Source organism: Micromonospora sp. NPDC005087 (genome assembly GCF_042872965.1).
Taxonomy (GTDB): domain Bacteria; phylum Actinomycetota; class Actinomycetes; order Mycobacteriales; family Micromonosporaceae; genus Micromonospora.
In genome coordinates, this window is the sequence record NZ_JBIALB010000041.1 from 1 (window position 1) to 22,437 (window position 22,437).

Annotated in this window: 17 protein-coding genes; 12 read left to right on the top strand and 5 right to left on the bottom strand. The window is 72.3% G+C overall.

Going from position 1 to position 22,437, the window contains the following annotated elements:
- The first annotated feature begins 217 nt into the window (after nt 1-217).
- Nucleotides 218-640, top strand: coding sequence for a protein-tyrosine phosphatase family protein (locus ACFYPS_RS35350; protein ID WP_354966669.1), 423 nt, complete (start codon nt 218-220; stop codon nt 638-640).
- A gap of 167 nt (nt 641-807) precedes the next feature.
- Here ACFYPS_RS35350 and ACFYPS_RS35355 read toward each other — a convergent pair whose 3' ends face one another.
- Entirely contained in the window at nt 808-3,102 is a 2,295-nt protein-coding gene (locus ACFYPS_RS35355; protein WP_354966668.1) for an excinuclease ABC subunit UvrA, read from the bottom strand.
- 163 nt (nt 3,103-3,265) lie between these two features.
- Here ACFYPS_RS35355 and ACFYPS_RS35360 point away from each other — a divergent pair, with 163 nt between their 5' ends.
- The 3 genes from ACFYPS_RS35360 to ACFYPS_RS35370 all read left to right on the top strand — a co-directional run bounded on the left by ACFYPS_RS35360 (nt 3,266) and on the right by ACFYPS_RS35370 (nt 6,161).
- Entirely contained in the window at nt 3,266-4,036 is a 771-nt protein-coding gene (locus ACFYPS_RS35360) for a MerR family transcriptional regulator (protein ID WP_354966667.1), read from the top strand.
- A gap of 10 nt (nt 4,037-4,046) precedes the next feature.
- Nucleotides 4,047-5,258 carry a D-alanyl-D-alanine carboxypeptidase gene (locus ACFYPS_RS35365; protein WP_354966666.1) on the top strand — a complete coding sequence of 404 codons (1,212 nt, stop codon included), beginning with the start codon at nt 4,047-4,049 and terminating at the stop codon, nt 5,256-5,258.
- Nucleotides 5,259-5,327: 69 nt separating this feature from the next.
- Complete coding sequence (locus ACFYPS_RS35370; protein WP_387330629.1) at nt 5,328-6,161, top strand: peptidylprolyl isomerase; 834 nt, start codon at nt 5,328-5,330, stop codon at nt 6,159-6,161.
- A gap of 177 nt (nt 6,162-6,338) precedes the next feature.
- Here the strand turns inward: ACFYPS_RS35370 and ACFYPS_RS35375 are convergent, their stop codons facing one another.
- Together ACFYPS_RS35375 and ACFYPS_RS35380 are read right to left on the bottom strand one after the other, a co-directional pair.
- Complete coding sequence (locus tag ACFYPS_RS35375) at nt 6,339-7,376, bottom strand: LacI family DNA-binding transcriptional regulator (protein ID WP_387330632.1); 1,038 nt, start codon at nt 7,374-7,376, stop codon at nt 6,339-6,341.
- Nucleotides 7,377-7,607: 231 nt separating this feature from the next.
- On the bottom strand, nt 7,608-8,663 hold the full coding sequence (locus ACFYPS_RS35380) for a LacI family DNA-binding transcriptional regulator (protein WP_354966663.1): 1,056 nt from the start codon (nt 8,661-8,663) through the stop codon (nt 7,608-7,610).
- A gap of 139 nt (nt 8,664-8,802) precedes the next feature.
- On the opposite strand from ACFYPS_RS35380, the gene ACFYPS_RS35385 reads away from it, so the two are divergent.
- The 6 genes from ACFYPS_RS35385 to ACFYPS_RS35410 all read left to right on the top strand — a co-directional run bounded on the left by ACFYPS_RS35385 (nt 8,803) and on the right by ACFYPS_RS35410 (nt 16,339).
- A complete protein-coding gene (locus tag ACFYPS_RS35385; RefSeq protein ID WP_354966662.1) occupies nt 8,803-10,110 on the top strand; it encodes an extracellular solute-binding protein in 1,308 nt (435 codons plus the stop codon).
- A complete protein-coding gene (locus ACFYPS_RS35390; RefSeq protein ID WP_387330636.1) occupies nt 10,107-11,105 on the top strand; it encodes a carbohydrate ABC transporter permease in 999 nt (332 codons plus the stop codon). Before ACFYPS_RS35385 ends, ACFYPS_RS35390 begins: the two co-directional genes overlap by 4 nt.
- A 2-nt stretch (nt 11,106-11,107) precedes the next feature.
- A complete protein-coding gene (locus tag ACFYPS_RS35395; protein WP_387330639.1) occupies nt 11,108-11,971 on the top strand; it encodes a carbohydrate ABC transporter permease in 864 nt (287 codons plus the stop codon).
- Between the two features lie 97 nt (nt 11,972-12,068).
- The gene (locus tag ACFYPS_RS35400) at nt 12,069-14,444 is read left to right on the top strand and encodes a beta-glucosidase (protein WP_387330642.1); all 2,376 of its coding nucleotides are present in this window, start codon (nt 12,069-12,071) and stop codon (nt 14,442-14,444) included.
- 5 nt (nt 14,445-14,449) lie between these two features.
- Nucleotides 14,450-15,475: an acetylxylan esterase gene (locus tag ACFYPS_RS35405; RefSeq protein ID WP_387330645.1), complete on the top strand. Its 1,026-nt coding sequence runs from the start codon at nt 14,450-14,452 to the stop codon at nt 15,473-15,475.
- Between the two features lie 12 nt (nt 15,476-15,487).
- The gene (locus ACFYPS_RS35410) at nt 15,488-16,339 is read left to right on the top strand and encodes a M15 family metallopeptidase (RefSeq protein WP_354966658.1); all 852 of its coding nucleotides are present in this window, start codon (nt 15,488-15,490) and stop codon (nt 16,337-16,339) included.
- 12 nt (nt 16,340-16,351) lie between these two features.
- Here the strand turns inward: ACFYPS_RS35410 and ACFYPS_RS35415 are convergent, their stop codons facing one another.
- Complete coding sequence (locus ACFYPS_RS35415) at nt 16,352-17,539, bottom strand: spore photoproduct lyase family protein (RefSeq protein ID WP_354966657.1); 1,188 nt, start codon at nt 17,537-17,539, stop codon at nt 16,352-16,354.
- Between the two features lie 170 nt (nt 17,540-17,709).
- On the opposite strand from ACFYPS_RS35415, the gene ACFYPS_RS35420 reads away from it, so the two are divergent.
- The gene (locus ACFYPS_RS35420) at nt 17,710-19,017 is read left to right on the top strand and encodes an RICIN domain-containing protein (protein WP_354966656.1); all 1,308 of its coding nucleotides are present in this window, start codon (nt 17,710-17,712) and stop codon (nt 19,015-19,017) included.
- Nucleotides 19,018-19,041: 24 nt separating this feature from the next.
- On the opposite strand, the gene ACFYPS_RS35425 is transcribed toward ACFYPS_RS35420, so the two are convergent.
- The gene (locus ACFYPS_RS35425) at nt 19,042-20,001 is read right to left on the bottom strand and encodes a YafY family protein (protein WP_354966655.1); all 960 of its coding nucleotides are present in this window, start codon (nt 19,999-20,001) and stop codon (nt 19,042-19,044) included.
- 280 nt (nt 20,002-20,281) lie between these two features.
- Here ACFYPS_RS35425 and ACFYPS_RS35430 point away from each other — a divergent pair, with 280 nt between their 5' ends.
- Nucleotides 20,282-22,282, top strand: a complete 2,001-nt coding sequence (locus tag ACFYPS_RS35430) for a translation factor GTPase family protein (protein WP_354966654.1) — start codon at nt 20,282-20,284, stop codon at nt 22,280-22,282.
- Nucleotides 22,283-22,437: the final 155 nt, after the last annotated feature.

The following is a 22,437-nucleotide window of genomic DNA, read 5'->3' on the forward strand; positions in this document are numbered from 1 at the left end:
ATCGCCCTCGCGGAATACCGTTCGGCTGGAACCGCGTCGCGCCACTCGCCGAGAGGCGACCTGCACACCGACACCAACGCCGCCCCCAGCCCACCAGCCAGGGGCGGCGCTGTCTGTGCCCCGTCCCCTCGGGCGACCGGCGGGTGCGCTGTCTGTGCCCGTCCACTGGTGACGGGCGGGGACGATGGCCAGACCCCGTTGGCGGCACAATGCTGAGGTGACTGTCGCTCAGCCCTGGTCCGAGCAGTCGGGTGTGCTCGTCCTGCCCAGCGGGGCGACGGTGCGCGGACGGCGCATCGCCGCCGAGGTCGCCTCACCCGCCGACTTCGCCCTGCTGTTGGCCCCCGGCCCGGAACCGGCGTGGCCACACCGGCGGATCCGGTGGCCCGACTTCTGGATACCGCTCGATCGGGCGGACGCGCTCGACGCCCTGCGGGCGACGCTGCGACGCGCCCACGACGGTGAGCGCGTCGAGGTGGCCTGTCGGGGCGGGGTGGGGCGCACCGGTACGGCGTTGGCCGCGCTGGCGATCCTCGACGGGCTCCCGGCCGACCGGGCGGTGCCGTGGGTACGGGCGGGCTACCACCCGAAGGCGGTGGAGACCCCGTGGCAGCGGCGCTGGCTGCGCCGCATCGCCTGATCACCACCGCCCCGAGCGCCACCCGCCAAGCGCCCACCGGCCACGCGCCCACCGGCCCCGAGCGCCAGCCGCCACGCGCCCACCGGCCACGCGCCCACCGGCCCCGAGCGCTAGCCGCCACGCGCCCACCCGACCAACGCTGGCGCCGCCGGAGGTGGCACGTGCACCTATCCCTGGGCGATCACCGCCGGCTCAGTGACGTACTCGCGTAGGTGGTCGGCGGTGAGCGTGTCGCCCCGGGCGACCAGTTCGGCGGGCGTGCCGGTGAAGACGATGCGTCCGCCGTCGTGCCCGGCGCCCGGTCCCAGGTCGATGAGCCAGTCCGCGTGCGCCATGACCGCCTGGTGGTGCTCGATGACGATCACCGTGTTGCCGGCGTCGACCATCCGATCCAGCAGGGCCAGCAGTTGGTCCACGTCGGCCAGGTGCAGGCCGGTAGTCGGCTCGTCCAGCACGTACGTGCTGGTCTTCTCCGCAAGGTGGATGGCGAGCTTGAGCCGCTGCCGCTCCCCGCCGGAGAGGGTGGTCAGCGGCTGGCCGAGGCTGAGGTAGCCCAGCCCGACGTCCACAAGCCGGCCGAGGATGAGGTGCGCCGGCCCGCTGGGAAAGAACGCGTGCGCCTCGGTGACCGACATGGCCAGCACCTCGCTGATGTTCTTGCCGCGCAGCGTGTACGTGAGCACCTCGTCGGTGAACCGCCGGCCCTCGCACCGCTCGCAGACGCTCGCCACGCCGGCCATCATCGCCAGGTCCGTGTAGATCAGCCCGATCCCTTTGCAGGCCGGGCAGGCACCCTCGGAGTTGGCGCTGAACAGCGCCGCCTTGACCCCGTTGGCCTTGGCGAAGGCGGCGCGGATCGGGTCGAGCAGCCCGCTGTAGGTGGCCGGGTTGCTGCGTCGCGACCCGCGGATCGGGGACTGGTCCACGATCACCACCCCGGTCCGGCCGCGCAACGACCCGTGGATCAGTGAGCTCTTGCCGGAGCCCGCCACGCCGGTGATGACGGTGAGGACTCCGAGCGGGATGTCCACGTCCACGTCGCGCAGGTTGTGCAGGTCGGCGTGGCGGATGGCGAGCTGCCCGGCCGGTGGGCGTACCTCGTCGCGCAGGGTCACCCGGTGGTCCAGGTGCCGTCCGGTGAGCGTGGCGGAGCGGCGCAGGCCGGGGACGTCGCCGGTGAAGCAGATCCGCCCACCGTCGGCGCCGGCGCCGGGGCCGAGGTCGACGACGTGGTCGGCGATGGCGATGGTCTCCGGCTTGTGCTCCACGACCAGCACCGTGTTGCCCTTGTCCCGCAGTCGCAGCAGCAGGTCGTTCATGCGGGCGATGTCGTGCGGGTGCAGGCCGACGGTCGGTTCGTCGAAGACGTACGTGACGTCGGAGAGGCTGGAGCCGAGGTGGCGGACCATCTTCACCCGCTGCGCCTCACCGCCGGAAAGGGTGGCCGACTCCCGGTCCAGGCTGAGGTAGCCCAGCCCGATCTCGACCAGCGAATCCAGCAGGTCCCGCAGGTTGGCGATCAGCGGCGCCACCGCCGGGTCGTCGACGGCCCGGACGAACTCGGCCAGGTCGCTGATCTGCATGGCCGAGCAGTCCGCGATGTTGCGGCCGGCGATCCGCGAGGACAGGGCCGCCGCGTTGAGCCGGGTGCCGCCGCAGGCCGCGCAGGTGGTGAAGGTGACCGCCCGGTCGACGAAGGCCCGGATGTGCCCCTGCATCGACTCGCGGTCCTTGGCGAGGTAGAGCCGCTTGACCTTGACCGCCAGACCCTCGTACGTCCAGTTGTTGCTGCCCATCTTGATTTTCGTGGCCGGCTTGTAGAGCAGGTCCTGCCACTGCTCGGGGGTGTAGTCCTGGAGCTTGGCGTCCGGGTCGAACAGGCCGGAGGAGACGATGGTCTGCCAGTACCAGGAGTCGACCGCGAAGTTCGGCACCGTGATCGCGCCGCCGTTGAGTGAGCGCTCGACGTCCACCAGCTCGTTCACGTCGAGGTCGGAGACCCGGCCCAGCCCCTCGCAGGTCGGGCACATCCCCTCGGCCAGGTTGAAGCTGAACGCGCCCGCGCCGCCCACGGACGGTTGGCCGAGCCGGCTGAAGACGATCCGCAGCATCGCGTACGCGTCGGTGGCGGTGCCCACGGTGGAGCGGGAGTTGACCCCCATCCGCTCCTGGTCGACCACGATGGCGGCGCCGAGGTTGCGCAGCGAGTCGACGTCCGGCCGGTTGAGGTTGGGCATGAACGACTGGAGGAAGGCGCTGTAGGTCTCGTTGATCAGGCGCTGGGACTCGGCGGCGATGGTGCCGAAGACGAGCGACGACTTGCCCGAGCCGGAGACACCGGTGAAGACGGTCAACCGGCGCTTGGGGATGTCGACCGAGACGCTGGCGAGGTTGTTCTCCCGCGCTCCGCGTACCTCGATGATGTCGTGGCCGTCGGCGACGGACCATGCTGGCTGCGACATGCGAACCCTTCACGAGATCGTGGCAGGGAAGGCCCCGCCGGGCTGACGGATTACATTGTCTCATTCACAACCTCATAGAGGCTTCTGCCGAGATTCAGCCGGGAGGCGCGGCGGAACGCCCTGCAAAGTCTCAAATCACGTGACAACCGGTACGGTGGCCGGCGTGGACAGCGCGCCGAAGGACCGCCTGCGTGCCGTGGACCTGGCTGCGACCGTCGGGATCTCGGTGCAGCAGGTGCGCAACTACGTCGAGGTGGGCGTGCTGCCGCCGGTGCGGCGCACCGCGAGCGGCTATCGGATCTTCACGCCCGAGCACGCCCGGGCGCTGACCGTGGCGCGGCGGCTGGCCGAGGGACATGGCTGGAGCCGTACCCGGGAGATCATGGCGGCGGTGCACCGGGGTGACCTGCCGGCGGCCCTGGCGGCGCTCGACGGCGGCCATGCCGAACTGGACCGGGAGCGCGCCGAGATCCGCCGGGTGCTCGGCGCCTTCGAGACGGTGCTGGGCAGCCCGCCGGCGGTCCGACCGGCGCCACGCCGTGGCGCCCGCATCGGCGAGGTCGCTGCCCTGGTCGGGGTCCGCACCTCGCAGCTACGGCTGTGGGAGGAGCGCGGCCTGCTCCGGCCGGGCCGCACGCCGGGCACGAAGTACCGGGTGTACGACGAGGCCGAGCTGCGGGCCGCGCAGGTCGTGGCGCTGCTGCGCCGGGGCGCCTACCCGTTCGAGATCATTGAGGCGGTGCTGGGCGAGCTGCGCACCACCGGCAGTGCGCAGCGGGTCCGCGCCGAGCTGGGCCGCCGTGAGCAGGAGCTGCACGCCCGCAGCCTGCGTCGGCTTCGGGGGAGTGCCGCGCTGCACGACTACCTGAGCGATCGTGGCGCGGCCAGATGGTCGGCAGGCCAACCGGACCCACCGAGCGATCTTGTTGGCTAGGGTCGGGCCTATGAGAGCTGCGCTGCTGGCGGTCACGGCGTCCGCCGTCCTGCTCGCTCCGGCGCCGGTCACCGCCGCCACGGGCGCCCCCACCGCGACGGCCGTGCGGTGCCCCACGGTGCCGGCCCCTGCGGTGTCCCGGCCGCCCCGGCCCTCGCCCCCGCCCGCCGTGCCCGAGCAGCGGGTGGTCGGCGGCGCCGGGCTGGACACCAGCGGCCTGGTCGTGCCGGCCGGCGTCGGCGCGCCACCGGCGGTCACCGCCACCTCGTGGCTGGTCGCCGACCTGGACACCGGCCAGGTGCTCGGTGGCTGCGGACCGCACGAGTACGGCACCCCGGCCAGCGTGCAGAAGCTGCTGCTGGCGGCCACGATGCTGCCCCGGCTGGATCCGAAGCAGACGGTCACCGTCACCGCGGCGGACATGGACATCGAGCCCGGATCCTCCGCCGTCGGTCTGGTCGAAGGGGGCCGGTACAGCGTCGAGACGGTCTGGCTGGGGCTGCTGCTCAACTCGGGCAACGAGGCGGCGAACGTGCTGGCCCGGCTGGGCGGCGGGGCGGACGGCGCGGTCGGCGGGGTACGCGCCATGAACGAGCAGGCGCACCGGCTCGGCGCGCTCCAGACGCACGCGGTCACCCCCTCCGGGCTGGACGGCAAGGGGCAGTTCACCAGTGCGTACGACCTGGCGCTGATCGCCCGGGCCTGCTTCGCCGAGCCGACCTTCCGCCGGTACGCGCTCACCGAGCAGACGCAGATCCCGGCCCAGCCGAAGCAGCGCACCAAGGGTTTCCAGATCCAGAACGAGAACCAGCTCATCTACCGGTACCCGGGTGCGCTCGGCGGCAAGACGGGCTTCACCGATCTGGCCCGGCACACCTATGTCGGGGCGGCGCAGCGTGACGGGCGGCGGCTGGTGGTGACCCTGCTGGGCGCCGAGCCGGCGCCGATGCGCGGCTGGGAGCAGGGCGCGGCCCTGATGGACTGGGGCTTCACGCTGCCCCGCGACGCCGCCGTCGGCCGGCTGGTCGAGCCGGGCGAGCTGATGGCGACGCCGTCGGCCGCGCCGTCTGAGTTGGCCGCGCCCGGCGCGCCCCGGCCGGCGGCGGCCAGCGGTCCGGTGCGCTCCGGGTCGGGGTGGCTCTGGTCGGTTACGGCGCTGGGCGGCGCGGGCGTGCTGCTGCTGGGCGGGCTGCTGTGGCGCCGCCGTCGCCGGCTGCCCTGACGGATCGACAACCGGCCCCGACATCCATAGACTCCGGTCTTTCTGGCACCACGAGTCCAGGAGGATCCCTTGTCGAGTGAACTCGAACCGCGGTCCGGCGTGGCGGCACCCCGCCGGCCGGTGCGCGTACTGAACCGCCTCGCGGGGGTGACGGTGCTCGCCGGCGCGCTCGTCGCCGGCGCGTCCGCCACCGCCGTCGCCGCGCCGCGCGCGACGGCGGACGCGGTGACCGCGTCCGCCGCCGATGCCGCCACCCGCCCACCGCGCACGACGCACGGGCCGTGCGCGTACGCCGAGACGCCCGACGAGCCGGCTGCCCGGCCGGTGCCCCTGCCGCCCGACCCGCGGCGTACGCCGGACCGGGGCACCGTCCGGGTCACCCTCTCCACGAACCACGGGCCGATCGGGTTGACCCTGGACCGGGAGGCCGCACCGTGCACGGTGCAGAGCTTCCTGCACCTGGTTCGCAAGCGCTTCTACGACCGCACGTCGTGCCATCGGCTCACCGCGTACCCCACGCTGAGTGTGCTGCAGTGCGGTGACCCGTCCGGCACCGGCGAGGGCGGTCCGGGTTACCGGTACCGCGACGAACTGCCGACCGACCTGCCGCCCGCGCCCACCGACCCGACCGGGGAACGCCGGGTCTACGAACGAGGCGTGCTGGCCATGGCCAACGCCGGGCCGGACACCAACGGCAGCCAGTTCTTCCTGGTCTACGCCAACTCCGCGCTGCGCCCCAACTACACGATCTTCGGCGAGGTGGACGCGGCCGGGCTGGCCACCCTCGACCGGATCGCCGCCGGGGGAGTGGCGCCGACCGCCGAGGACCCGGCGCCGGTCGACGGCGCACCGGCGCTGCCGGTGGACATCCGCCGGGCCGTCCGCTCGCACCACCACCACTGACCGTTCGGCGCGGTGGGCGGCCCCGGGTCGCTCACCGCGCCAGCGTGTCGTGCCCGAACCGCCGGGGGTACCCGTCGGCAGTTCGCCGTCGCTGGCCCGCAAACAGTCGCCGGAAACCGGAACTTTCGGGAGCCGAACCGGAACCGGCGAAACCGGTGTCCGACACGATTCCGACCGTCACGACCGGCCGGGTGACCCGGTCGGCGGGGCGGCGGTGCTGTCCCGGACGACCAACTCGGTGGCGAGTTCCACCCGGGGGGAGTCGATGGCCTCGCCCTGGGCGAGCCGCAGGACGGTCCGCGCGGCCAGCCGACCCATCTCGACCAGCGGTTGCCGCACAGTGGTCAGCGGCGGTGACGCCCACCGCGCCTCGGGCAGGTCGTCGAAGCCGACCACGCTGACGTCGCCCGGGACCAGCAGGCCCCGTTGCCGGATCGCCTCGTAGACGCCGAACGCCATCTGGTCGCTCGCCGCGAAAATCGCCGTCGGCGGCTCGTCGAGGTCCAGCAGCGAGGACCCGGCGGCGAAGCCGGACGCGTGGTAGAAGTCGCCGGGTCGGAGCAGGTGTTCCTCCAGCGGCAGGCCCACGGCCTCCAGCCCGGCCCGGTAGCCGTCCAGCCGGGCTCGGCTGAACAGCAGGTGCGTCGGCCCGGCCACGAACCCGATCCGCCGGTGCCCGAGCGAGAGCAGGTGCTCGGTCGCGGCGAGCCCGCCGGCCCAGTTGGTGGCTCCTATGGTGGGCACGTCGGTGGCGGGCACGCCGGCCGGGTCGACCACCACCACGGGCACGTTGAGCCGCCGCAACTGGGCGTAGAGCGGCGGGCTGACGTGCGAGGTCACGAAGATGACGCCGTCGGTGGCCCGGGCGCGCAGGTTCTGCAGCCACTGCCGGGCGGCGGTGGACTGTCGGTGTATCGCGGAGACCACGGTGCCCACGCCGGCGGCGTGCCCGACGTCCTCGACCCCGCGGATGATCTCCACGGCCCAGGGGCTGTCCAGGTCGTTGAAGACCAGGTCGACCAGGCCGGCGCGCTGGACCGTGCGGCTGGCGCGACGCCGGTAGCCGTGGTGGCGCAGCAACTCCTCGACCCGTTCCCGGGTGCCGGGGGCCACGTCCGAGCGGCCGTTGAGCACCCGGGACACGGTCGGCACCGAGACTCCGGCCTCTCGCGCGATGGCGCTGATGGTGACCCTGCGTCCGTCGTCCGCGTCCACCCGCGTCTCCTTTGTTCTTTCGGGGGCGGGCCGGACGCCGACGCCGGGATGCCCAGGAGCAGCGTGCCCGTCCCATCGGTCATCTTGCCGCACGGACCGGGGGCTGGCGACAGGGCGCATCGCCGCCGTGTGCCGGGAAGTTGCGGAGAAATCCCGGAAGTCCGGCTGGTCGGCACGGGCCGGCGCGTCGCCGGGCCCGGCGCGGCACCCGTGACCTCGCCGCTCAGCCGCTCAGCCGCTCGCCGTACCGGCGGCCGACGGCGGCCGATCGGGCCCGGGGGAGGGCGTGCACGGGGCGCAGGAGGACCGGACGACCAGTTCGGTCGGCAGCCGGACGTGCGGGTCGCGTTCGATGCCGCCGACGAGGTCCATGAGCAGCCGCATCGCCTCGGCGCCCATGCGCTGCAGGGGTTGCGCGATCGTGGTGAGCTGCGGGGTGACCAGCGCCGACTCAGGGATGTTGTCGAAGCCGATCACGGACAGGTCATCGGGCACCGTCAGGCCCATGGACCGGGCGACGTCCATCGTGGAGATCGCGGAGAGGTCGTTGCCGGCGAAGACGGCGGTCGGCCGGTCGGGCAGTGCCAGCAGTTCGGCGGCCGTGGCGGCGGCGCTCTCGACCCGGAAACCGCCGACGCGGACGAGTCGTTCGTCGACCACGACGCCCGCGTCGGTCATGGCCCGGCGGAAGCCGGCCTCGCGAAGGCGCGCCGACTCGAGGTCGGGGCGACCGCTGATGTGGCCGATGCGGCGGTGACCGAGCGACAGCAGGTAGTTGGTCGCGAGCACCGCGCCGGCGAAGTTGTCGGAGTCGACGGTGGGCAGCCCCGACGGGCCGGTGTGGGGGTCGACGGCCACGACATGGAAGCCCTGCTGGGTCTCGACCACCGTCGGCGTGACGATCACGGCCCCGTCGATGAGCGTCCCGGACAGGCGGGCCAGCGAGCGCCGCTCCCAGCCGACGGCCGTGCCGTCGCCGTCGCCGCCGGAGTAGGCCAGCAGCTGGTAGCCGGTGCCGGCGACCTCCTTCGACGCGCCCTTGAGCAGCTCGGTCGAGAACGGCTCGAACTCGGCGACCAGGATGCCCAGGACGTTCGTCCGGTGGCTGCGCAGGCTCTGCGCTCCCAGGCTGGCCTCGTAGCCGAGCTGGTGGATGACCTCCCGGACGCGCTCCACGGTCGCCTGCGCCACGCCGTAGCGACCGTTGACGACCTTCGACACGGTCGCCACCGAGACGCCGGCCGTACGGGCCACGTCCGACATCTTGACACGCTCGGGGAAGGTCACGCCGACGATGATAGAGGGCCACCTGGGAGGCGTCGCAAGGGAATCGAAAACGTTATCGACAACGGTTGACACCCCGTTGCGGGGACTGCAAAACTCGCCGCACCTAATTACCGCCACTGCTAGTCGAGGAGACGTGTCGATGGCGATGAAGCACCGCGCGGGCGCCACCCTGGCGCTGTTGATGACCACCGCACTGCTCGTCGCCGGGTGTAACGGCGGCGACAGCGACGCACCCGCCGAGAACGAGCTCTACAAGAACCCGGTGACCCTGACCTGGTGGCACAACGCCTCCCAGGACGGGCCTGGCAAGACGTACTGGGAGAAGGTCGCGAAGGACTTCTCCGCACTGCACTCGACCGTCACGATCCAGATCGAGGCGATCGAGACCAACCAACTCCAGCGCACCCGGCTCCCCGCCGCGCTGCTGACCAGCGACCCGCCGGACATCTTCCAGGCGTGGGGTGGCGGCGAGATGCGTGAGCAGGTGGAGGCCGACTACCTCAAGGACATCACCGGTCAGGTCAAGGACGAGGTCGCCAACATCGGCAGCGCGACCGAGATCTGGCAGGTGGACGGCAAGCAGTACGGCCTGCCGTACCGGATGGGGATCGAGGGCATCTGGTACAACAAGGAAATGTTCGCGAAAGCGGGCATCACCGCTCCTCCGACCACTTTCGAGGAGCTCAACCAGGCGGTCACCAAGCTCAAGGCCATCAAGGTCATCCCGATCGCGTTGGGCGCCGGTGACAAGTGGCCCGCCGCGCACTGGTGGTACAACTTCGCGCTGCGTGCCTGCTCGGTCGACACGCTCAAGAAGGCGTCCGTCGACCTGGTCTTCGACGACCCGTGCTTCGTCAAGGCGGGCCAGGACCTGAAGACCTTCATCGGCACCAACCCGTTCCAGCCGAACTTCATCGCGACGCCGGGCCAGAACGACCCGACCAGCGCCAATGGGCTGGTCGCCAACGGCAAGGCCGCGATGGAGCTGATGGGCGACTGGAACAGGGGCACCCTGGAGACCGTCGCGGAGGACCCGCAAGCCCTCACGAAGTTCCTCGGCTGGTTCCCCGTACCGGCGATCACCGGCTCCGCCGGTGACCCGAAGGCGGCTCTCGGCGGCGGCGACGGGTTCGCCTGCGCCAAGAGCGCCCCGGCCGAGTGCGTCGAGTTCCTCAAGTACATCGTGAGCCCCGAGGTGCAGAAGGGCTTCGCCGCGACCGGCACCGGCCTGCCCGTAGCCAAGGGTGCGGAGGCCGGCGTGGCCGACCCGTCCCTGAAGTCCATCCTGGAGGCCACCTCCGGTGCGACGTATGTGCAGCTCTGGCTGGACACGGCCTTCGGCAGCACCGTCGGCAACGCGATGAACGACGCGGTCATCGCCATTTTCGCCGGCAACGGCTCCCCGGAGAAGGTCGTCGACGCGATGAAGGCGGCCGCGAAGAAGTGACCTCCACCAACCCGACCCTCAGCCCCGCCGGCGGCGCGTCCGCGCCGCCGGCGGGCCCCCCGGCCGCCCGACGCCCGTCGTCCCGCGCTGCCGAGACCAGACGCAAGTGGTACGAGATCATCGGGCTCACCACACCGGCGGTCGCCGTCTACGTGATGTTCGTGCTGGTGCCGATGGGCTTCGCGGTCTACTACTGCCTCTTCCGCTGGCGCGGGGTCGGGCCGCCCACCGAGTTCGTCGGAATCAACAACTACATCCTCGCCTTTCAGGACCCGATCTTCCTGGACGCGCTGCGCAACAACGCCATCATCGTGTTCGGCTCGCTGCTGCTCCAGGGCCCCATCGCCCTGGCCGTGGCCCTGCTGCTCAACCGTCGCTTCCGCGGCCGCACCGTGTTCCGGCTCCTGGTGTTCGTGCCGTACGTCCTCGCCGAAGTCACCGTCGGCATCATGTGGAAGTTGATCCTCACCGGCGGCGGAACCATCGACGTGCTGCTGCGGCAGATCGGTCTGGGCAGCCTGGTGCAGGCGTGGCTCGCCGACCTCGACATCGTCATCTGGACGCTGCTGGTCGTCCTCACCTGGAAGTACGTCGGCTTCGCGATCATTCTCCTGCTCGCCGGGCTGTCGAACGTGCCGCCCGAGCTGACCGAGGCCGCCGCGATCGACGGCGCGAGCTGGTGGCAGACCCAGCGCCACGTCACGCTCCCGCTGCTGGGCCCGACGATCCGGATCTGGATGTTCCTGTCGATGATCGGCTCGTTGCAGGTCTTCGACGTGATCTGGGTGACCTCGGTGCCCGCGGTCCGGTCGCTCGGAGCCTCGGCCACGATGGCCACCTACATGGTGGACAACGGCTTCTTCGCCCGGCTCTGGGGCTACGGCAACGCGGTGGCCGTGATCCTGTTCGTCATCTCGTTCATCGCGGCGCTGCTGTTCCAGCGCTTTCTCCTCCGTCGCGACATCGAGGGCGCCGTCACCGGAAGGAGGAACTGACCGTGGCCGAGAACGCGCTGACGTCCCCCTCGTCGCCGCACCGCCGTCCGTTCTCGTGGGGCAATCCGCTGACCTACGGGCTGGCCCTCGCGATCGCCGCCGTCTCCATCGCCCCGGTGGTCTACGTGATCGTCGGCGGCTTCCGCACCACCCCGCAGATCATCGCGGACCCGGCGGGGCTGCCCGATCCCTGGGTGTGGGACAACTACGCCAGGGTGCTGACGCGGAGCGACTTCTGGCAGCAGGCGTTCAACAGCGCGGTGATCTCCCTGGGTACGACGCTCGGCGTCGTGCTGCTCGGCGTCTGCGCCGCGTTCGTGCTCGCCCGCTACAGCTTCCGCGGCCGGGAGGCGCTCTACACCTTCTTCACCCTCGGTCTGCTCTTCCCGGCCGGGGCGGCGATCCTGCCGCTCTATCTGATGCTGCGTGACCTCAACCTGATCAACTCCTACTACGCGGTGATGCTCCCGCAGATCGCGTTCTCGCTGCCGCTCACGATCGTGATCCTGCGTCCCTTCCTGGCCGCCGTACCCCGTGAGTTGGAGGACGCCGCAGCGATCGACGGCGCGGGCCGGCTCGGTTTCCTCTGGCGCGTCATGCTGCCGCTGTCCCGGCCCGCGCTGGTCACCGTCGGGGTTCTCGCGTTCGTGGCGAGCTGGAACGCCTTCCTCCTGCCACTGCTCGTGCTCGGCGACGCCGACCTGCACACCCTGCCGCTGGGCGTGCAGAACTTCTCCAGCCAGTACACCTCCGACACCGCCGGAATCCTCGCGTTCACCTCGCTGGCGATGCTGCCGGCACTTCTCTTCTTCACCTTCGCCGAGAAGCAGATCGTCGGCGGCCTGCAGGGCGCGGTGAAGGGCTGAGCGGCACCGGTACGCGCAGAGAGTCGAAACACCGCATAACCGTCTACCTGTTCGCCCGGCGGCCCCTCGTACGGGGGCCGATGGGCGTCGGAGGAAAGTGACCGACAACGTGACGCTGGACATCGAACAAAGCACCGCGACCTGGAACGACCCGACGCAGGCGTTGACCACCCGTGTCGACGCCCTGGTCGCCGCCATGACCCTGGCGGAGAAGATTTCGCAGCTCTACGGCGTGTGGGTCGGGGCCTCCGCCGACGGCGGTGAGGTGGCGCCCTACCAGCACGAGATGGAGGAGGCGGTCGACCTCGACGCGCTGCTGGAGACCGGGCTCGGCCAGCTGACCCGGCCGTTCGGCACCGCACCGGTCGACCCGGCGCTCGGCGCGCTGTCGTTGCTGCGGAGCCAGCAACGGATCACCGCCGCCAACCGCTTCGGCATCCCCGCGCTCGCCCATGAGGAATGCCTGGCCGGCTTCGCGACCTGGGGCGCCACCGCGTACCCGGTGCCGCTGTCCTGGGGAGCCACCTTCGACCCCACCGTGATCCGGCGGATGGCCGCCATGATCGGCTCCGACATGCGCCGCCTCGGCGTGCACCAGGGGCTCGCGCCGGTGCTCGACGTGGTCCGCGACGCTCGCTGGGGACGGGTCGAGGAGACCGTCGGCGAGGACCCGTACCTGGTGGGGACGGTTGCCGCCGCGTACATCCAGGGGCTGGAGTCCGCGGGCGTGGTGGCCACCCTGAAGCACTTCGTCGGCTACTCCGCCTCCCGGGCCGGGCGCAACCTCGCACCGGTCGGCATGGGCCCACGGGAGCGGGCGGACGTGATGCTGCTGCCGTTCGAGATGGCGGTCCGCGAGAGCGGCGCGCGATCGGTGATGCACGCCTACACCGACACCGACGGGATGCCGTCGGCGGCCGACGAGGAGCTTCTCACCGGCCTGCTCCGGGAGACCTGGGGGTTCACCGGCACGGTGGTCGCCGACTACTTCGGCATCGCCTTCCTGCACACCCTGCACGGCGTGGCCGGCGGCTGGGGCGAGGCGGCCGGGGCCGCGCTCGCCGCCGGGGTGGACATCGAGCTGCCCACGGTGAAGACGTTCGGTCAGCCGCTGCGGGACGCGATCGCCGCCGGGCAGGTGCCCGAGGCGCTGGTGGACCGGGCGGTGCGCCGCGTGCTGCTGCAGAAGGCGCAGCTCGGGCTCCTCGACCCGGACTGGAACCCGGTGCCGCCGGCGCTCGACGGCGTCGACGTCTCCGACCCCGACGCCGTGCGTGGCACCGTCGACCTGGACTCGCCGGCGAACCGGGCGCTCGCCCGGGAGGTGGCCGAGCAGGCCATCGTGCTGCTGCGCAACGACGGCACCCTGCCGCTCGCCGGGCCGGCGCGGATCGCGGTGATCGGCCCACAGGCCGGGAGTCCGGCGGCGGCGCTGGGCTGCTACTCGTTCCCGGTGCACGTCGGGTCCCGCCACCCGGAGCTGCCGGCCGGCATCGAGCTGCCGACGCTGGCACAGGCGTTGGCCGGCGAGTTCCCGGCGAGCGAGATGGTCGTCGAGGTCGGCGTGGGCATCGACGACCCGGACACCGGCGGTGTCGCCGCGGCCGTCGAGGCGGCCCGGAGCGCCGATGTGGTGATCGTGGCGCTCGGTGACCGGGCCGGGCTGTTCGGTCAGGGCACCAGCGGCGAGGGCTGCGACGCCGAGTCGCTGGCCCTGCCGGGGGCGCAGCAGCACCTGCTGGACGCGCTGCTGGACACCGGCACGCCGGTGGTGGTCGCCCTGATCGCCGGCCGGCCGTACGCGCTGGGCCGGGCGGTCGACGAGGCGGCGGCCATCGTGCAGTCCTTCTTCCCCGGCGAGGAGGGGCCCACGGCGATCGCCGGGCTGCTCAGCGGGCGGGTCGAGCCGCAGGGGCGCCTGCCGGTCAGTGTGCCCCGCAGCCCCGGCGGCCAGCCCACCACCTACCTCGCCGCCCGGCTGGGGCATGCCACCGACGTCTCCAACCTGGACCCCACCCCGGCGTACGGGTTCGGGCACGGGCTCAGCTACACCCGGTTCGACTGGTCGGAGCTGGCGGTCGAACAGGCGGTGGCGGAGACCGATGGCGAGCTGCGGCTGGCCTTCACGCTGCGCAACAGCGGCGACCGGTGGGGCAGCGAGGTGGTGCAGCTCTACGCGCACGACCCGGTGGCCTCGGTGGTGCAGCCGGTGCAGCGGTTGATCGGCTACCTGCGGGTGCCGCTGGACGCCGGCGCGGGCTGCCGGATCCAGGTGAGCGTGCCGGCCGATCTGTTCTCGTTCACCGGGCGGAACGGTCGACGGGTGATCGAGCCGGGGGCGTTGGAGCTGCGCCTCGGCTCGTCCAGCACGCAACCCCGGCTGGTGGCGGCGGTCGCGCTGACCGGCCCGGCACGGCAGCTGGACCACACCCGACGGATGCATCCGCTGTTCACCGTCCACCCGACCGTCTGAGCGTCGTGTACACCGACCTGCCCGAGGAGCAGCTGCGCGGCTACCGCAGCGCGGTGCGGGAGCCCGCGGACTTCGACCAGTTCTGGGCCGGCACCCTGGCGGAGGCCCGGGACGCCGGTTGGCCGGTACGGGCCGAGCCGGTGGCGAGCGGGCTGGCCGGCATCGACGTGCTCGACGTGACCTTCGCGGGCTTCGCCGGCCAGCCGGTGCGGGCCTGGCTGCGGGTGCCCCGTGGGGCCGGCACGGCGCTGCCGACCCTGGTCCAGTACGCCGGTTACGGCGGCGGGCGGGGGCACCCGCTGGAGAACCTGCTCTGGGCGTCGGCCGGGTTCGCGCACCTGCAGATGGACACCCGGGGGCAGGGGTCGGGCTGGAGTCGGGGCGACACCCCGGACCCAGGCGCCGCCGGCCCGGAGGCGCCCGGGGTGGCCACCCGGGGCATCGCCGACCCGCGCACGTACTACTACCGGCGGCTGATCACCGACGCGGTCCGGGCGGTGGACGCCGTCCGGACCCTGCCGGTGGTCGACCCGACCCGCGTGGCGGTGCTCGGGCACAGCCAGGGCGGCGGGTTGGCGCTCGCGGCCGGAGCGCTGGCACCCGGCCTGCGGGCGGTGGTGGCCTTCGTGCCGTTCCTCTGTGACATCCCGCGTGCGGTGGTCGCCACCGACGCCCGCCCGTACCGGGAGATCCGCGACTACCTGGCGATCCACCGGGACGCCGAGGAGCGGGTGCTGACCACCCTCGCGTACGTCGACGGGGTGAACTTCGCCCGGCGCTGCCGCCGGCCGGCGCGCTACTCGGTGGCGTTGATGGACGACATCGTGCCGCCGTCGACGGTCTACGCCGCCGTCAACGCCCACGCCGGCCCGACCGAGCTGTCGGTGTGGCGGTACAACGGCCACGAGGCCGGCGGCATCGACGACGACGAGGCGGCGCTGCGCTTCCTCGGCGAGCACCTGGGCGAGGGCGAGGGCCCGCTCGGCCGGCGGCCGGACGCTGATCCGGCGCGGAGCCCCGGCCGGGCCTGATAGACAGGACGGGTGCGCAGGTCAGGACGGGTGGGCGGCGCCGTCGTACTGGCGCTCGTCACGCTGCTCGGCGGCTGCTCGCGGCCGGAGCCCCGCCCGGAGCCCACGGTCGCGGTGCCGGCGTCGTCGAGCCCCGTCCCGTCGAGCCCTGCCCGGTCCGCCGCCGCCCGGCTGCCGGGGTTCGTGGTGCTGACCGACCTCGACCCCCGCATCCACGCCGACATCCGGTACGCCGGCGCGCACAACTTCGTCGGCCGGCCGATCAGCGGCTACCCCGAGCCGCTGTGCCTGCTCACCCACCAGGCCGCCGAGGCGCTGCGCCGGGTCCAGAACGCCGCGCTGGCCGGTGGGCACAGCCTCAAGGTGTACGACTGCTACCGGCCGCAGCCTGCGGTGGACGACTTCGTGGCCTGGGCGAAGCGCCCCGGCGAGCAGCAGACCAAGGCCGAGTTCTATCCGGACGTGGCCAAGAGCCGCCTCTTCGCCGACGGCTACATCGGGGCGCCCACCGCGCACAGCCGGGGCAGCACCCTGGACCTGACCCTGGTCGACGAGCCCGCCGCCAGCCAGCCCCCGTACGATCCCGGACGGCCGCTGGTCGCCTGCACCGCGCCGCGCGGGCAGCGCTTCGCCGACAACAGCATCGACATGGGCACCGGTTTCGACTGCTTCGACGCCCGGGCGCACACCGCCGACCCCCGGATCACCGGCACGGCCCGGGACAACCGGCGACTGTTGCAGCGGTTGATGACCGACGGCGGGTTCGTCAACTACGACCGCGAGTGGTGGCACTACCGTTTCCGCGACGAGCCGTACCCGGACACCTACTTCGCCGCGCCCGTCGCCCGATCCTCGGTCGGCTGACGCCCGGGCGGCTCACGTCCAGTAGAGGATCCGGCACGCCGGCACCCGCGCGGCCAGTTCGGCGACGAACCAGCCGCGCAGCTCGCCCATCGTGTCCCGTGGATAGACGTACTTGACCGCGCCGAACTTGCCGTGTTTCCGGCTGCGCGACTCCTCGTCCATCTCCAGCCGGGTCCGCGGGTACCAGCCGAGCAGCACCTCCTTGCTGCCCGGCGTGAACCGGTGGGTGATCAGCTCGGCGGTCAGGTCCAGCTCGGGCACCCCGTCGACCGCCGCGGCGACCTGGTTAAGCAGCTCGCCGTAGCGTTCCCGCCAGTCCGGCAGCGGCATGATCGGCGCGATGGTCAGCCCGACCGGGTAGCCCGCCAGAGCGAGCCGGCGCAGCGCGGCGAGCCGGTCCGGCAGCCGGGCGGTGCCGCCCTCGAACCGCTCGCTGACCGGGGCGCAGTTGACGCTGAACCGGACCCGGGTCCGGCCGGCGTGCGGCAGACCGACGAAGCTGTCCACGTCGGCGTACTTGGTGGTCCAGCGCAGTTGCACCGGCGCGTCCCAGCCCGCGAAGTGCTGCACCGCCCGGAGCCAACTGCCGGTCAGGTGCTCCAGGGCGAGGGGACCGGTGTAGCAGGACGCCTCGAAGGTGGTGCCCTCGTCGGCGCGCCGCGCGTTGCGGCTGGTCACCGTCCCGCTCCCGGCGTACGCGGCCAGCCCGGCCAGGATGTCGTCGAGGTCGGCGTACACGCGGGTCACCGGTGGGCCGGAGAGTGACCCGGCGAGGTAGCAGTACTGGCAGTGCGCCGGGCAGCCCTCCGCCAAGTCGACGCGCCAGTCGGCGCTGGGCGCGATGGGTTGCAGGACGCGTCGCGAGGGCGGGCTCACCACGATCGCCATGGTCGACCTCGCTCGCGCGTACGTCTCGCGGTCGGTGCGCCCGCGTACGCCGCTCAGCCGGTTGGACCGCAGCCGCTCCACCTCGATGCCCAGCGCCCGCACCCGCTCGGTGATCCGTTGTCCGTGCGGGTGCTCCAGCGCGGCCGGGGTGACCACCACCCGGTTCGGGGTCCAGCGGCGCGCCGGCCGGGCCGCCGGCGCGAGCCCGGTCAGGTCGCGGGTCGGCACCCGCTCGCCGCTGGCGTCGTGCGGCGCGGCGGGCACGTCCGCGGCGAGCGGCTGGTCGACGTTCACCGCGTCCGGGCTGGTCACCGGATCGGGGTACCCGTTGCCGGAGGAACCCCACCCGATCCACCGCCGCGCGATTGACGCCACCCGGGCCCAGCGAATAACCTTTCGTCTATCTGTAAACCTTGTGAACAAATGGTTTCCAGCGACGCGGCGGCGCGCGTCCCCAGGCCACCGACCGAAGGGACGATCAGGTGATCGCAGAACTCTCCACCCGTGCCAGACGGATCATCTCGCTGCTGGTCGCCCTGATCGTCACGGTGACCGCCGGCATCGCCGTCAACGCCTCGCGCGCCGCACAGGCCGCTCCGACGTTCAAGGTCCTGGCCTTCTACAACGGCACCTGGGACGCGGCGCACATCGACTTCGTCCGGGACGCCCGCGCCTGGTTCCCACAGGCGGCCGCCCAGTACGGCTTCTCCTGGGAGGCGACCACCAACTGGGGCCTGCTGAACACCGCGAACCTGGCCCAGTACCAGGTCGTCATGTTCCTCGACGACGCGCCGCCCGCCGCACAGCGTCCCGCGTTCGAGCAGTACATGCGCAACGGCGGGGCGTGGCTGGGCTTCCACGTCAGCGCGTTCACCCAGAACCCGTCGAGCTGGAGTTGGTACTACAACACCTTCCTCGGCAGCGGCTCGTTCCAGACGAACACCTGGGGACCCACCCGGGTGACCCTGCGCGCCGACAACCGTACCCACGCCGCCACCCGGAACCTCCCGGCGACGTTCTCGTCGTCGATCAGCGAGTGGTACTCCTGGAGCAACGACCTGCGGCAGAACCCCAACATCGACATTCTCGCCTCGGTCGACCCGTCCAGCTTCCCGGTCGGCACCGACCCCAACCAGTCCTGGTACGGCGGCTACTACCCGTTGGTCTGGAGCAACCGGCAGTACAAGATGCTCTACGCGAACTTCGGGCACAACGCCATGAACTACAGCACCAACACCGGGCTGTCGTCCACCTTCGACAGCGCCCAGCAGAACCGGTTGTTGATCGACGGGCTGCACTGGCTCGCCGGCGCCGGCACCGTCCCCCCGACGACGCCCCCGCCGACCGACGGCATCTCGCCGACCGCCTGGCACACCGTGGTCAACCGGGGCAGCGGCAAGTGTGTCGACGCACGGGCCGCCGCCAGCGCGAACGGCACCGCCGTCCAGCAGTACGCCTGCAACGGCAGCACCGCGCAGCAGTACCAGTTCCCGCCGACCAGCGGCGGCTACCTGCGGATCAACAACCGCAACAACAGCGCCCAGGTGCTCGACGTGACCAACGTGTCGACCGCCAACTCGGCGCCCATCCAGCTCTGGTCCTACAGCGGCGGAAACAACCAGCAGTGGCGGGCCGAGCCGGAGGGCGGCGGCTACTACCGGTTGGTCAACCGCAACAGCGGCAAGTGCCTCGACGTGCCGGGAGCGTCCACGGCCGACAGCGTCCAGCTCGTCCAGTACACCTGCAACGGCACCGCGGCGCAGTCGTTCCGGCTGGTCCCGCAGCCGTAGACCCGTCGCCGGAACCTCCCGTCGTCACGACACCTGACCGGCGCGACCGAATCGAGCGGCGACGCCCCGCAGCACGGCGCGCAGCTCCGGTGGGTCGAGCACGTCGAAGTCCACCTCCAGGGTGCCGAGGAAGGCGGCCAGGTTGGCCAGCGACTCCCCGCCGGTGTGCAGCAGGCAGGTCTGCTCGTCGATCGCCTCGAGCAGGCCTGCCGTGGAGGGGATCCGCTGCGCCATCCGGTCGGCCGGCGCGTGCAGGCGTACCCGGGCGGGGTGCGGCCAGGCTGTGGAGCCGACGCCGCGCAGCACGTGCGCGACCGCGTCGCCACCGGGCGGCTCGCGGGGTGCGAAACGCGGACCGGTCGGCACCCGGGGCCGGATGCGGTCGGCGCGGAAGGTCCGCCAGTCGGCCCGGTCGGTGTCCCAGCCCAGCAGGTACCAGCGCCGGCCGGTGTAGACCAGCCGGTACGGCTCGACGTCGCGCACGGTGGTGGTGCCGTCGTGCCCGGCGTAGTCGAAGCGCAGCCGCTCGCGGCGATGCACGGCCGTGGAGACGGCGGTGAGCGTCTCGGCGTCGACGGTCGGGCCACCGGCCGCGGCGGAGACCGTGGCCGTGCGCAACGCGTCCACCCGGTGCCGCAGCCGAGACGGCAGCGACTGCTCCAGCTTGGCCAACGCCCGCAGCGACGTCTCCTCGATGCAGCGCACCGAGCCGGACGCCGCCGCCCGCAGGCCGACGGCCACCGCCACCGCTTCGTCGTCGTCGAGCAGCAGCGGCGGCAGGGCAGACCCCGCGCCGAGCCGATAACCGCCGGCGACCCCGGGCCGGGACTCGATCCGGTAGCCGAGCACCCGCAGCCGTTCGACGTCGGCGCGCACCGTGCGGGCGGTGACCGCCAACCGGTCGGCCAGCTCCGCGCCGGACCAGTCACGGTGGCCCTGCAGGAGGGCGAGCAGCCGCAGCAGTCGCACGGAGGTCTCCACCATGCTGGGCAGTCTGCCGGAGACCAGCACCGGCCCGCGCCCGCGAGGCGGCAGTCGGGTCCGGCGGGCAGCACCCGGTCGAGCGCCATACCTGTGAGTCATGAACATGACTCACAGGTATAGGGCCCACGAGTGGGTGGATGCCCCGGTTAATCGGTTGCTCGCCGCACGCCGGCCTGTTGAGCTACCTGAAACGACCACCGATCTCAGGGAGTAGTAATGCGCGCTGCGTCGATGTCCGGCCAGAAGGGACCTGTCACCTACCTGAAGGACACGACGCTTCGTGAAGACCCTCAACCTCGGCATCCTGGCGCACGTCGATGCCGGTAAGACCAGCCTGACCGAGCGACTGCTGTTCGCCGTCGGCGTGACCGACCGGCTCGGCAGCGTCGACGCGGGCAGCACCCGCACCGACTCCCTGGCACTGGAGCGGCAACGCGGGATCACCATCCGCTCGGCCGTCGTCTCCTTCGTGCTGGACGACGTGACCGTCAACCTGATCGACACGCCCGGTCACCCGGATTTCATCGCCGAGGTCGAGCGGGTGCTCGGCGTCCTCGACGGTGCGGTGCTGGTGATCTCCGCGGTCGAGGGCGTCCAGCCGCAGACCCGGGTGCTGATGCGTACGCTGCGCCGGCTGCGCATCCCCACGCTCATCCTCGTGAACAAGGTCGACCGGGCGGGGGCGGACCCCGAGCGGGTGGTGCGGGCCGTCGCGGAGAAGCTGACCCCGTCCGTGGTGGCCATGGGGTCGGTCGCGGGGCCCGGTACCCGGGACGCCCGCTGCACGTCGTACGGCCCGGCCGACGTCGGCTTCACCGACCGGCTGATCGACCTGCTCGCCGGTCAGGACGACGCGTTGCTCGCCGACTGGGTGGCGGACCCCGCGACGCTGCCGTACCCCCGGCTGCGCCGGGCGCTGGCCGACCGGACCGGCCGGTCGCTGGTCCAGCCGGTGTTCGCCGGCTCGGCCATCACCGGCGCCGGAGTGGACGCGCTGATCGCCGGGATCACCGAACTGCTGCCCACGGCCCAGGGCGACGCCGAGGCCCCGGTCTCCGGCACCGTGTTCGCCATCGAGCGCGGCCCGGCGGGGGAGAAGATCGCGCTGGTCCGGCTCTTCACCGGCACCATCCGGGTCCGGGACCGGATCCGGGTCGGTGCGACCGGCGCTTCGCTGGTCACCGGGGTGCGCGTCGTCGCCGACGGGGCCGACATCGCGGCGTCGTCGGTCGGCGCGGGCCACATCGCCCGGCTGTGGGGCCTCACCCAGGCGCGGATCGGTGACCCGGTCGGCGTACCCCCGAAGCGCGCCGGCGCGGACCGCCAGTTCGCGCCGCCCACCCTGGAGACCGTCGTGGTCCCGGCCCGCGCCGCGGACCGGGTCACGATGCACGCCGCCCTGAGCCAGCTCGCCGAGCAGGATCCGCTGATCAACCTCCGGCAGGACGACCGGCAGCACGAGATCAGCGTCTCGCTCTACGGCGAGGTGCAGAAGGAGGTCATCCAGGCCACCCTGGCCGACGACTTCGGGGTCGCCGTGACCTTCCGGGAGACCAGCACGGTGCACGTGGAGCGGGTCAGCGGCGTCGGCGAGGCGGTCGAGGTGATCGCCGTGGCGCCCAACCCGTTCCTGGCCACCGTCGGGCTGCGGGTGGCCCCGGCGTCGGTCGGCGCGGGCGTGAGTTTCCGGCTCGGCGTCGAGCTGGGATCGATGCCACCGGCGTTCTTCGCCGCCGTCGAGGAGACCGTGCACCGGACGCTGCGCCAGGGGCCGCACGGCTGGCAGATCCCGGACTGCGAGGTGACGATGACCCACGCCGGCTACTGGGCCCGGCAGAGCCACTCCCATGGCACCTTCGACAAGAGCATGTCCAGCACCGCCGGGGACTTCCGCAACCTCACCCCGTTGGTGCTGATGACCGCGCTGACCCGGGCCGGCACCCGGGTGCACGAGCCGGTGCACCGGTTCCGGCTGGAGGTGCCGGGCGACGTCCTCGGCACCCTGCTGCCGGCGCTCGCCCGGCTCGACGCGGTGCCGACCGACACCACCGGGCAGGGCACGTCGTACCTGGTGGAGGGGGACATCCCGGCGGGCCGGGTGCACGCGCTGGAGCGCCGCCTGCCGTCGCTGACCCGGGGCGAGGGCGTGCTCGAAACCGCATTCGACCGGTACCGGCCGGGGCGGGGCCCGGCCCCCACCCGGGCACGCTGGGACCACAACCCCCTGGACCGCAAGGAGTACCTGCTGGCGGTGGCCCGCCGGGTCGTCGGCGGCCGGTAGCCGGCGCGGGCCTGGTCGAGGTGCGCCGCCCGATCAATCTGGTCACCAACCACGTTAGGTCTTAGAGCGTCCGCCAGTAGGTGACGGCGGGGATGCAGAGTAGCGAAACGGGCACGGAGTCAGTGATCATCGAGTTGTCTACGCTCTGTGATCGC

What these genes read in the sequence shown, in the direction of transcription:
- ACFYPS_RS35425 (WP_354966655.1), bottom strand. Translation starts at nt 20,001, where the DNA reads ATGGTGGAGACCTCCGTGCGACTGCTGCGGCTGCTCGCCCTCCTGCAG.
- ACFYPS_RS35365 (WP_354966666.1), top strand. Translation starts at nt 4,047, where the DNA reads ATGAGAGCTGCGCTGCTGGCGGTCACGGCGTCCGCCGTCCTGCTCGCT.
- ACFYPS_RS35355 (WP_354966668.1), bottom strand. Translation starts at nt 3,102, where the DNA reads ATGTCGCAGCCAGCATGGTCCGTCGCCGACGGCCACGACATCATCGAG.
- ACFYPS_RS35385 (WP_354966662.1), top strand. Translation starts at nt 8,803, where the DNA reads ATGGCGATGAAGCACCGCGCGGGCGCCACCCTGGCGCTGTTGATGACC.